General features: G+C 63.3%; 8 protein-coding genes. 3 read left to right on the forward strand and 5 right to left on the reverse strand.

The features are described from left to right. Position 1: 1 nt before the first annotated feature. Together HY795_18525 and HY795_18530 are read right to left on the reverse strand one after the other, a co-directional pair. Positions 2–3,481 (reverse strand): molybdopterin-dependent oxidoreductase, encoded by a 3,480-nt coding sequence (locus HY795_18525; protein MBI4807214.1) that lies wholly within the window; start codon positions 3,479–3,481, stop codon positions 2–4. Positions 3,482–3,515: 34 nt separating this feature from the next. Next, complete coding sequence (locus HY795_18530) at positions 3,516–3,869, reverse strand: hypothetical protein (GenBank protein ID MBI4807215.1); 354 nt, start codon at positions 3,867–3,869, stop codon at positions 3,516–3,518. 132 nt (positions 3,870–4,001) lie between these two features. Here HY795_18530 and HY795_18535 point away from each other — a divergent pair, with 132 nt between their 5' ends. From HY795_18535 to HY795_18545, 3 genes are all read left to right on the forward strand, one after another. Continuing rightward, complete coding sequence (locus HY795_18535; GenBank protein MBI4807216.1) at positions 4,002–4,301, forward strand: hypothetical protein; 300 nt, start codon at positions 4,002–4,004, stop codon at positions 4,299–4,301. A 67-nt stretch (positions 4,302–4,368) separates the two neighbouring features. Next, positions 4,369–5,274 (forward strand): hypothetical protein, encoded by a 906-nt coding sequence (locus HY795_18540; GenBank protein ID MBI4807217.1) that lies wholly within the window; start codon positions 4,369–4,371, stop codon positions 5,272–5,274. Positions 5,275–5,576: 302 nt separating this feature from the next. Next, positions 5,577–6,614, forward strand: a complete 1,038-nt coding sequence (locus HY795_18545) for a sigma-54-dependent Fis family transcriptional regulator (GenBank protein ID MBI4807218.1) — start codon at positions 5,577–5,579, stop codon at positions 6,612–6,614. A gap of 14 nt (positions 6,615–6,628) precedes the next feature. Here the strand turns inward: HY795_18545 and HY795_18550 are convergent, their stop codons facing one another. From HY795_18550 to HY795_18560, 3 genes are read right to left on the reverse strand one after another with little or no spacing between them, the layout of a single operon-like run. After that, a complete protein-coding gene (locus HY795_18550; GenBank protein MBI4807219.1) occupies positions 6,629–8,704 on the reverse strand; it encodes a hypothetical protein in 2,076 nt (691 codons plus the stop codon). Positions 8,705–8,712: 8 nt separating this feature from the next. Beyond that, on the reverse strand, positions 8,713–9,711 hold the full coding sequence (locus HY795_18555; GenBank protein ID MBI4807220.1) for a hypothetical protein: 999 nt from the start codon (positions 9,709–9,711) through the stop codon (positions 8,713–8,715). 9 nt (positions 9,712–9,720) lie between these two features. Next, on the reverse strand, positions 9,721–10,695 hold the full coding sequence (locus HY795_18560) for a hypothetical protein (protein ID MBI4807221.1): 975 nt from the start codon (positions 10,693–10,695) through the stop codon (positions 9,721–9,723). Between the last annotated feature and the right edge of the window lie 1,390 nt (positions 10,696–12,085).

Genomic DNA, 12,085 nt, shown 5'->3' on the forward strand with positions numbered 1-12,085 from the left:
CTCAGGTCTTCACGAAGCCGCCAGCGAGGTAGATCTTCATCGTCTCGCGCTCGTTCTTGGGTCTCAGGCCCAGGGCGACCGGCCTCCACCGGCCCGTACCCTTCATCGAGGCGGGCTCGGCCTTGGAGATTTTGACGAAGCTCTCGCGGGGAGCGCCCACCGGGCAGTGAATGTCGGGCTCGAAGCCTTTCGAGACGAGCTGACCGAACATGCCTTTGTGAACGAGCGAGTCCGTCATGAGTGTGGGTTTCAGCCAGGCGCGGGTGGCGCTTTGGTGACTGCCGTAGCGGTACATGGCTTGGTAGTTGGTCTCCGGATTCTTGGCGAGCCCGTCGGTGCGGGTCTCGTGTCCGAGGACGCTGCCGAACGTGGCGCCATACATGTTGTGCCAAGTCCGCGCGATCCCCTTCGGCGTGCCCGGGTAGTATCGGGCCCGGAGCAGGAGGCGGGACACCTTCATTTCCGGGCTGCCCTCCTTCCACCCGCGATACGGGCGATCTTCGGGGTCCGCGTCGATCCAGACGTACTCACCGTCGTCGATCCCCATCGCTTGGGCGTCGTCGGGGTTGATGTCGACGTAGCCTTCGGTGACGCTCGGGAGCCGTCGGTCGTGCCGGTACACGTCACCGAAGGGGCCGAACAACACACCGGTGAAGTCGGTGTCCACCGGCGTCGTGTGGGCGCCGTGGCGGTATTTGGGGGTGTGGTAGACGTGGGTTCCGAAGCCCTTCGCCTTGAGCGGGTGCACCGACGCCAGCAATTCGGCCGGAGTCATGAGGACGTGACGAACCTGCCGAACCTCGGTGGAGAGATTGTCGCGGGCCAACCCATAAGTCTCCGGCCCGGCAGGGCGAATCGCGACGTGAGGCTTCGCGAGGATCACATTGGGCTCGTAGTGCGTCGAGTCGATGGGTTCCCGGTGGACGACGAGGTTCTCGCCGTTCTCGATGAACTCGGGCTCCGGTCGGTAAAATTCGAGCCGACCTGACTTCGTGTACCAAGGGATCTCTCCCTTGGCCTGCTCGAAGGAGGATGCTCGGGGGTAGGTTCTCGTGTTCAGGAGCGCAGGGACGCCGTTCGCGGCCTTCTTGTGGAGCTCCTCGATTTTGTATCCGACCAGCGTGGGGGAGGCGTCGGCGATCCGCTGGAGGTACGCTTCGACCTTGTCCTCATCGACGAACTTCCACATGTCCGCGAGCCGCGGCTCCTTGACCAGCTTCGCCAGCGACTTCGCCACGCCGGCGATGATTTCGATGTCGGACTTCGTGTCGAAGATCCGCGGCAGCGGCGTCTTCGGATACAGCTGCAGGAACGGGTTCGTCGGCGACCCGGTCATGTCCGTGTGCTTGAACTCGGCCCACGAGTCGCAGCCGAAGATCAGATCGGAATATTCGCAGGAGCCGGTCCACCACCAATCCGCGTAGGAGATGAATTCGATCTTTGGAAGGGTGTTGTGGACGACGTCGAAGTGCCACTTGACGTTTCCGATCACCGAGTTCGAGTTGTTGCTCCACATCGCCTTGGTCGGCGACGGGATGTGACTTTTGCCGGTGAACAACTTGTTGCCGACCCGGAGCGGGCGGTCACCATAGTTGTAGTAGTGCAGGGAGTCGTAGTGCAGGATCTTCTTGATCTGCACTTTGGCGGTGGGGTCGAGCTGAACGTTGAAGGGGTCCTCGAGCACGAAGGTCGGCAGACCCGCGAAGAGCGCCCCGCGGTAGTTGCCGGCGTAGCTCCCGACGTTGCCTCCCAGGAAGCCGACGTTTCGCGTCAGCGCGGCGACGAGGAAGATCGCTCTATCCTTGAGGTCCGCGTTGTAGAATTGATTCGGCCCCATGCCGTTGGCAAACAGAGTCTTCTCGGGGTTCTTGGCGATCTCCGTGGCGAGACCGACCACCGCCTTCTTCGGCGCTCCGGTGAGTGCCTCGACCTGCTCCGGCTGGAGGTTGGCGTCTAGGTACTCCTTCATGAGATCGGCGACCGTGCGAACCTCGACCTCCTTGCCATCGATCGTTTTGAGCTTCGCCTTGGCGAAGAGCTGCGGGGAGATGCTCTTGGCCTTCTCGCCCCACTCGTCGCGGGTGACCGCCACCGGCTTTTTGGCCTTGTCGAAGACGACGAACGGGAGGAACTCACCCGCCATCGCCTCGTTGACGAGCTGGCCTCGCTGAGCGTTTGCGGGCGTCGGCTTCTCGCCCTTTTTGACCTGAGCCAAATTGGCGGGTGGTTGGGTCTTGTAGCCCGGAATGACTTCCTCGGGCCGGAGCGGCTGCAGCGTGTCGAGCCGGATCAGGAACGGCAGGTCCGTGTTTCGAGCGACCCACGACTCATCGTAGAGCTTCTTCGAGAGAATGACCTGCGCGAGGCCGAGGGCGAACGCAGGGTCGGTCCCCGGTCGAATGACGATGACGTCGTCCGACTTGGAGGCGGTCGCGCTGTATTCGACCGTGATGGACACGACCTTGGTGCCCTTGAGCCGGGCTTCGGTGAGCCAGTGGGAGTCGGGCATTTTGGTGGTGATCCAATTCATGCCCCAGGCGAGGCAGAGCTTGGACTGCTCGACCGCGAACAGATCGAAGTCGTTGGTCTGAGCGCCGGTGACCATGGGGTGTCCGGGCGGCAGGTCGGTGTGCCATGAGTAGCTGTCCCAGCCGCGAGCCGAGTGCGCCTTCTCCGGCGGGACGTTTCGGACCTTGGCGTCCATGAGGGCGAGGGAGTTGGCGAAGCGGTAGAGGCCGAAGATGCGTGTGGCGCCGAGGAACGCCATGCCGCCGCGGCACTTGATGGTCTGCGCTCCCGACTCTTCGATGGCTTCCACCATCGCCGGGTCGTATCCTTGGGCGCGGAGCATCTCGGTGCCCTTCGGGCCCGAGTACGTCCTGGCGATGTTTTCGAGCGCCTTGGCCGCCATGTCGTAGGCCTCGGGCCAGGACGCACGGAGCCACTTGTCCTTGCCGCGCTGGAAGTACTTCGGATCGGGGCGTCCGTCGGCGCCCCGCGGGAAGCCGGCATCGACCCACTCCTTCCAACCCCTGCGGACCATCGGAGACTTGACTCGCCGGTCTCCGTAGATGCGGCGGACGAGCGCCAGACCCTTCTGACACAGGCGCGGGTCCCAGCGGTGGGAGGCTCGATTTCCGTACAGGTCTTCGGCTTGACCGTATCCGTAAGTCGGTCCGATGCGAGCCACGACTCCGTTCTTCACGTGAGCTCGGAGCAGGCAGTTGTGAGTGTCGTTGGGCGCGCACAGAAACACGAAGGAGGAGTCCGCCCGGAAGATGTCGCGGTACGCCTTCTCCCAGTCCCGGCTCGGGTAGCTCGCGAGCGGGTTGTCGACGTGTAGCGGTTTCAGGAACCGGAGCGGCGCAGCCGACGCCGCCTGCGCGGACACGAGGACACCTCCGCCGATGAGTCCCTTGAGCAGCCCGCGCCGGGAGAGTTGGGGTGGGGGTTGCTTTTTCGAGTTACCGTCATCGTTCATGTGGAGCTCCTTTTTTCGAGTCGATTCACTGAATTCATGCGTCGAGCACCGCGCGGGGCACGACTTCCACGAGAGGGAGTCCTGGAAATCGTCGGCCCACGGCGCGCTCGAACATGGAGCGCACGCTCGGGCCGCCTGGATTTTCAGGGAGTGTGTAATGAAGCTTGCCCTCGGCGACGCCGAGGTACTCGGGCGACCGGCCTCCAGCCTTCCCCACGAGCGTCGCGACCGCGGTGAGTCCGTCGTTCATTTCGCGAGGGATCGGCAGATATCGCGCCTTCAGATCGGCGGCGTCGTGGAGAACGTCGATGCACGCGGAGCCTCCGATCCCTGCGCTGGAGACGCGCGAGAGAGCCTGAGTGGCCGACAGCCCGGAAACGAGCCCCATGCTGGCCTCGCGAAAGTACGAGCAGACCGCGGAGTCTCGGTTCTGACAGGGGCGTCGCTCCAGCACCCAGTCTGACTCGGTCGGCCTGAACTCATTCGCGAGGCACTCGACCCGAAGGCGAGGAAGGAGCTCGTGGACGCCGAGCAGCTCCTGTGTCCCGGACCCGGAATGAGTTTTTGGACGGTCGTGCGTCTGCCGAAACCCGCGGCCGAGCAGAACGCCGTGGTCGAATACACGTCGGAAGAGAGCGGGCAAACTCACCTCGGTCGCAGCACGCACGCGAGTGATTTCTTCGTCCTCAGTCACTGGGACCGGCGCGCCGAGCTCGATCTCTACGGCTCTGCACCTTGCTCTGAGCCAGCGACGAGCCAAGTCAGCGACCGCGTCCGGTTCCACGCCGGCTTGCCTAGCAAGCGCCCGGCCAACGGCTGATCGCTACCTGCGACTGCGCGGAATTGGACGCCCCCGCTTCGGCACGACATCTGAAAGCAAACACCCCATGCTTACGAACATCGTTCTCGCACTGACAGTCCTTACCCAAACTGATAACTCTGCGCCGCCAATCGCAAACTCTGCGCCGCCGAAGCCCCCGCCATACTCGCTCCCGTTCGGCCTGCGGCCGGTTGTCGCGGTCAACGTGGTTCGACTGGACACGGTGGTCGCGATCGCCAAGCCCACCACTACGATCCCCGTGCTCGCGCTCTTCAGCTACAAGCTCAGCGATCAACTCGCGGCCTTGATCCGCTTGGGCGTCGTGCAGAACTCCCCAGAGGGTGCCGACGGCGCCATGGGATTGACCAACGCGGCGGTCGCCGGATCTTACTCGCTCAAGCTCGGGGACTACCGTCTCAACTTGTTCACCGGCGTTACGATCCCGGTGGGGTCGGGCGGCGGAGACTCACCCACGGCTGCGACCCGAGCTGCGGTGCTCGCAGGGATCCCGGCTCGGTCGGCGATGGATAACGCCATGTTCGGGATGAACTACTTGACGATCTTCCCCGGCGTGGGCTTGGCGTGGGTGAGCTCGGGTCTCACCGTTCAAGCCGAGCTGACGACGCTGTTCCTCATTCGCGCGCGGGGAGATGCCGTCGACAAAGACTCGTTTCGGTTCAACCTCACGTCCGGCCTTCACGTGGGCTATTTCGTGGCGTCGGCGCTATCGGTCGGCGCGGAGCTCCGATATCAACGGTGGCTCGTCAACGACACGGTGACCAAGGTCGACGACAACCCCGCGGTGGACAACCTCACAGTTGCTTTTGGGCCCAGAGTCCACGTCGATTTGGGGGACGGGATGTGGCTGCGCCCGGGCCTATCGTTCGCTGTGGGCCTCGACGACCCGATGGGCCTTGGCGACACCGGGGCGGAGTACAAGCTGTTGCAGGTCGACCTTCCCTTCGTCTTCTGAGCGCCCTCCGAACTTACAAAACAGAGTTACAGAACGGAACGACTGGAACGCATGAATCGCGTCGTCTCCGTACTCGCTCGGCCCGATTCGCAAAACCTTCGCGATGGAACGCGCCGCACGTGAAACGAAGGACCAGAATCGATCGGGAGCGCCGAGCGCACCCGGGAAAACGTCGCTCGGCGGCGACGAGCGCCAGGTCGAGCGCGGTCCCGACAGAGCGGGAGAATGACTCTCCGCCAGGGCGCGGCGAATTGTCTCATCGAGTTGAGTTTTGCGCAGAGCCATGTTCCAGTTTGGAGCGCATGGAACAACAACGTACGGAGGACTCTCGCTCGAAGGAAGACTGTGCGTGCGGCGTCTGCGGCCTCGTCCCCCTTGCGCCAAAGTTCCGGCGTTCACATCGAGTGATCGCCGAGAGTCTCGCGATGCAGGACCTGCTGAAGCGGGCTGCCCAGTTCGCGCACAGCGACGCGCCCGTCGCGGTCTTCGGAGAGACGGGAACGGGCAAGGAGGTGGTGGCGCGCGTCCTTCACGGCAACAGCACGCGCTCGACCAAGCCCTTCGTCGCGGTCAACGTGGCCGCGCTCCCGGCCGACTTACTCGAGAGCGAGCTATTTGGTCATTCGAAGGGTGCATTCACCGGCGCCGGTAACGCGCGCCGTGGTCTGTTCGAGGAGGCCGACGGGGGTACTCTTTTCCTCGACGAAATTGGTGAGATGCCGCTCCCACTGCAGGCCAAGCTCCTTCGTGCCCTCCAGGACGGTGAGGTGCGGAGAGTCGGTGAAAGTCAACCATTCGCGGTCGATCTTCGAATCATCTGCGCTACCCACTGCCCACTGGAGGTTCGAGTCGAGGCCGGTCTGTTTCGCGAAGATCTCTATTTTCGCCTGAAAGTGCTCACGCTGAGCGTCCCGCCCTTGCGTGAGCGCGCCGACGATATTCTTCCGCTCGCGAGCGAGTTTCTCGCGGAAGAGCGGACGCTGGCCAAGCGATTTTCCGAACAGGCCCAGCGGAGGCTCTTGATTCACCCCTGGCCAGGCAACGTCCGGGAGCTTCAGAACGCGGTGAAGCACGGCGCGGCCTTGGCGCGAGGACCCGAAGTCCAGGACTCCGATCTGCCCGACGAGGTCATGAGACCAGTGTCGTCCGGAATTCGACGCAGGCCCGTCGAGGCAAGGAGCGAAGCCAAACTCGAGAAGGACCTCCGGACCTTGGCTGAAGTCGAGCAGGAGCACATCTTGCGCGTGCTCGAGGCGTGTCACGGGTCTCAGTCCGACGCCGCGCGGGTGCTCGGAATCGCTCGGAACACACTCTGGAGAAAACTCCGCGGATTTTCCTGATTCTGCGAAACAGGTCAGCTCGGCGGAGGGTACGGGCGAGCCTGTTTGATCGCCAACCTTGCGGTCTGCCCTGCCTCGCCATCGAATTTGAACTCCACGTCCATTGCGTACCATCCCTCATTTCCAGCCTTGGGACCGTAGGCCGAGGAGAAACGTTCGTGAATGGCGCTCAGCGCCTCGCCGAGCTCGTGAATCTGGCTGCGAGTCAAGACGGCCTGGCCTTCTGGGATCAGGTTGCTGTGCGAGAGGTAACTCACCGGTTGGTTGGGTTCCGAGTGGAAATACAAGATTTGATCGCTCGTGGTGCCCGGCGGCGGATGTACGACCTCGACGTCTCCGCCGAATTGCACGTTCACGAAGAACGCGGGCTGAAGGCCGGAGGGGTCGAACGGGTTGCTCGTCACCGCCACGCCGTTGGCTTCCTCGTCCGGAAAGCTGTGGTGAACGAGGAGAGCCATCGCCACCGACTTGTGATCGATACCGTTGTAAGCGCGCTCCTCGAACGTGCGAAAGAGCCAGATGGAGGCCCAGGTGTCCTTGATGGCGTATAGGACGTCGTCCCAGTCCAGAGGGTCGCCAGTATGCGACTCATAGCAGCCTGCGCAAGGGAAGCCTTCGAGGTCCTCGCTGTTCGTGCTGCTCCTGAATCGCATGCGAGCGCCCGAGTAGTCGGAGCTCAGCTTGGACCGGAGAGCGGCCTGGAAGGCCTCGTCGACGGGCGCGTCGTGAATGGCGGCCCGCAGCTTCGCGAGCTCGGCATCACGGACCTCCGCCCTTGAGACGAACTGGTCGTTCGACAGGAGCTCGTCGACTCTGGAAAAGAACCCGTTCCCATTCATGAATTGGAGGTAATGGAAGGCCGGCACGGCGAAGGCCTTTGGAGTGGGTACGCCCTCCGTTTTGGCCAGAACCGAGTAGTGAGCGGCTTTGCCCCCGAAGGCTAGGGTCGCACTCTTGATGGCGTCTCGCAGAGGGACGGTGGCCGTCTCGACGACGACGTCTTCGATGTTGCGGAGCTCGGTTACGTGAGTATCGACCGCGGGGAGCACGACGGGCGAAGGGCGCCGGATCGCCCACTCGGCTTCGGCTTCGGCCGTGGTCACTTCGCGAAGGGTCCATTCGAAAGATCCCACGTTCAGCTCGACCCATGCTCCCTCGAGGGCTCGGATCGTGGGATTGTGGGTGGCGCCCTTCAACCCCATGTTGGGCGTTCGTCGATTTCTCGACAGCACGTTGATGTGCGAGAGCGGCGTCTGAAATTCTTCGGTGACGATTCCACTCACGACCGATATGTCGTTCGGGACCACGTCGAGGACCACGATGTCGCGGTAACCGACGTACGTCGTCTCCAGCTCCGCCGCGGTCATGATTCGCAGCCTTCCCGTGGCGGTCGCGAGATTGAGGGGTTGGTAGTCGATACCCAGATAGATGTCGTCGGTCGTCCGAATTGGGACTTCGTCTGGCAGCGATCGGGCCTCCGAGGCGACGGCCACGGAGGTCGGGTGGAAGGAGAGCTCGGGGCCGAAGTAGACGCTCGCCTTGACCTCGCGGAACAACGTGAGAATCATTTCGCTCGAAGCCGTGTCGTAGGGCGCGAGCTCGACCGCCCAGATGTGAGGTCCTTCGTAGTGGGTGACCGCACCGAGGATGAATCGCCGCTCAGGACTGAAATACTCGGACTGATTGAACTCGCTCAACGCCGAGACGAGCGGCAAATCTCTGCCGGAGAGGTGCGCTTTGGCGAAGTCGTAGTGAATTTGGTACTTCAGGCTGTTTTGGAAGTAGAGCTGGCCGTCGGTGCGGTCGTAGACGACTTTGACCGACCGCGCTCCTGGGATACTCGTGTCGAGCTTCGCGGAGGCCAGCGCCTGAAAGTCCGAGTAGCAGCCCACGATCTCGAGCGACTCCGGGGCCGTCGCAGTCGTCGCGATCTGGCAGACCTGTTCGACGACGCCAGAAGGCTCAGCTTCAGTCGCGCACGCAGCGACTCCGAGGAGGCTCGCGACTGCAGCGATCGTGCATGCGAGCGGTGGAGAGGTCGGACCGGTCGTGTGCCCTGCGCATCGAGTTGCGCGCTGCGAATGACTCATGTTGGTGCCTACGGTGTGAGTGCGAAGCAATAAATTCCGCCATACCCACCGCCGGAGCCGACGGTGACTTCGGTGGGTTGGGGCGGACCGCGTTCGACGATGGCCACGCCCGCCGCGCAGCCGGACTCGTCGAGGGCGGACATCCAGTTGGCCGGGTTCACGTTGCCGCCGGGTCCGCCGGGTCCACCTGGGCCACCTGGACCGCTGCGAGGCCACGAGTGACCCACGCGAGGCTTGCCTTCGGTGGCGCGGTCACCCTCCGCGCTCGTCCAGTCTTTGCATGTCGCGGTCGATGAGTAGAGTCGACCTCGTTCATTCGTCCCGGTGAGAAAGTCATGATTGTCGACCTGCCCTTCGGTCGGATCCGGCCGATGATTTGGGACTCCGTCTTCGTTCGGGAGGTCGTTGACGATGGCGGTGTCGCCGCCCTGCGGGCGATCGTGGAGGAGGTCCGTTTTGTTCGCGGCGAGGAGCCTACCCAGGCGATCATACCAAGGCCCCTCCCCGATGCGATCGATGGCGTCGACCTGATGGCCGTCTTCGTCGGCGGTGGCGGAGAGAAAGGCTCGCCAACCCTTGGCGCCGGCGCCCGCCATACTTCGTTCAGCGATCGCGGTGCAAATGCTGTCCGCGCCGCGGAGCCCTGCACCGGGTCCGGACTCTCCGAAGCGCAAGTCACCGCCGAAGCCCTCGGAGGTCCCAGAGACCTCCTGCATCGCGCGGAGACTCGTAGCGAAGAAGCTGAAGAGCGCGGGCGGAGCGCCGGCGTCGACGAATCCCGCGTCGGTCGGACCCACCTGCCCCGAGTCATCGGGATCTCTGCCCCCATCTTCGTGGAGTGACGGTCCGTCGGTCCACGGGCGCGCGTCCTGCGACCTCGGATCGAGCTCTGTCGTAGGGGGCTCGGCACACGCGACGGCCAGCGTCGTCGCGGCGAGAGAGAGTCCGCGGAGGCGGAGAGTAGGGACCAAGGTGGAGATCGTGTGCCGTTTCATCGATGGTTTCATACTTCTTGCTCAACCACAGGCCAGGTTGGTTTGGCAGCTTTGCCCGTTCGGGCACTCTTCGTTGGTCGTGCAGGAGGTCAACCCAGGGATTTCGACGGGCCGTTCGACGACCGAGAGTACGCGAAGCTCGACGCGCCCAAGCGCGATGGCCGTCGCGCCGCGGGACTGGCGAGTCAGGACGACAGTGGGAAATCCGGCGACCCCGAACCCCTGGAGCTCACCCAGGAGGGTCCGAGGGAGCTCGAAGGCACCCGTGTCCTCGAGCTCGCACTGGATTCTGCCCTTCGACCCGCCGTGATGGCTGATGTCGAGCTTGATGTGGATTCGAACGTCGGCGCTCGGTCCAGACGAATTCCAAGTCAAAGTGAGCGATCTTTCCGAAACCAGCTGGAGCGAAGTGCTCGTGACGGTCAACGGGCTGATTCCTGTAGCCCGAATTTCGAAAGGGTCCACCACGCCTCCGCTCGCCCTGAGAATAATGGGGTCGTTCTGCCCGAACGCTGGATAGGTGAGCTTTGGAGCCGCCGGGAGTTGATAATTGTTGGCGACGACCACCAGAGCGACTTCGCCGTTCCCGCTCTCGGTCAGCAGACCGTCGACGACCACCGCGCCCACGCTGCGCGCGCTTGGGTAGGACGAACATTGGTCGTTCTCGACACAAGCGGCGCCGCCACCGCAGCCGGGGTCGCAAAACGGTACCCTCGGAATCTCGAGCACGCAGTCAGCTTCGGAGCGCAGAGGCTCCCAGACGATCTGAGAAGGCGTAGGCCCGTCAGAGACGCGACCGACGAGCGTGGTGGAGCCGGGGATCTCTCCGGAGGGTGCGACAAGCTCGAGGTTGAAGGCGCCGACGAGCGAGCCGGGATCGCCGAGTCCCGCGTCGGCGGGCCCGGCGTCCGCGAGCCCCGCGTCCGAGGGGCCGGTATCGACCCCGGGCGAAGTCGAGCCAGAGCAAGCGGCGACTAGGACGGCGAGCGTCGTCAATGGAGCCAGGGACCTTCGGAATCGGCAGGACGCCCACAGGGAGACCGTCCGTGTGTAGGAGAACGGACTCGCAGAACACTGCCGCGCGTTCGCCCGATGGTCGCTCGCCTCGCGGGTGCTCACTCAGACAACAACACCGGAGCTTCGAAGATCGAGCAAGCTCTCGCCGACGAATCGAGTCGCTGCCCGTCATTGCGATCGTCAACCATTGCGGAGCGAAGAGCTCGAGGGCCAAATTGCGCTCCCAAGCGTCCTTCGGAAATCCGCGCAATTGCGTCAGATCGTCGGCGTCTGCGTCAGCGTCGATCGTGTGCGCCTGCGTCAGATCGTCTGCGTCTGCGTCAGATCGTCTGCGTCTGCGTCAGATCGTCTGCGTCTGCGTCAGATCGTCTGCGTCTGCGTCTGCGTCAGATCGTCTGCGTCTGCGTCTGCGTCAGATCGTCTGCGTCTGCGTCTGCGTCAGATCGTCTGCGTCTGCGTCAGATCGTCTGCGTCTGCGTCTGCGTCAGATCGTCAGCGTCAGATCGTCTGCGTCAGCGTCAGATCGTCTGCGTCAGCGTCAGATCGTCTGCGTCAGCGTCGGATCGTCAGCGTCAGCGTCAGATCGTCTGCGTCAGCGTCAGCGTCAGCGTCTGCGTCAGCGTCTGCGTCAGCGTCTGCGTCAGCGTCTGCGTCAGCGTCAGATCGTCTGCGTCAGCGTCAGATCGTCTGCGTCAGGGTCAGATCGTCTGCGTCAGCGTCAGATCGTCTGCGTCAGCGTCAGATCGTCTGCGTCAGCGTCAGATCGTCTGCGTCAGATCGTCTGCGTCAGATCGTCTGCGTCAGATCGTCTGCGTCAGCGTCAGCATTCGCGATGTGGCGCGAGGCACGACCGCGCAGAACTCATCGGATGGCGTCGGGGGTCGGGGGTCGTAAGCGAGCCGTTGCTGGAGATCGAAAGTAAGCCGGTGACTGACTATCTGACCTAATACTGGCCGACGGTCTATCGCTCGTGATCCGATCTTCTGATTCAAACGCTGATTCAGACGCCAACGCTAACGCTGACGATCTTACACAGACGCAGACGATCGGACGCTGACGCAGACGATCTGACGCAGGCGCAGGCGATCTGCTGCAGACGATCTGTGACGCAGACACAGACGATCTGACGCAGACGCTGACGCAGACGATCTGACGCAGACGATCTGACGCAGACGATCTGACGCAGACGATCTGACGCAGACGATCTGACGCAGACGATCTGACGCAGACGATTGTCGTGAACCACGCTCTCTGAGATTCTCATCCCATCGTCGATATGACGGGCTCGACGAGTTCTGAGCGTCAATCGAGCTGACTCTGCCGCTGTAAGGCTCCGGGATAAATAATGGCGATTGGAGCACGGCCGTCG

It is taken from the genome of Desulfovibrio sp., assembly GCA_016208105.1.
Taxonomy (GTDB): domain Bacteria; phylum Desulfobacterota; class Desulfovibrionia; order Desulfovibrionales; family Desulfovibrionaceae; genus Fundidesulfovibrio.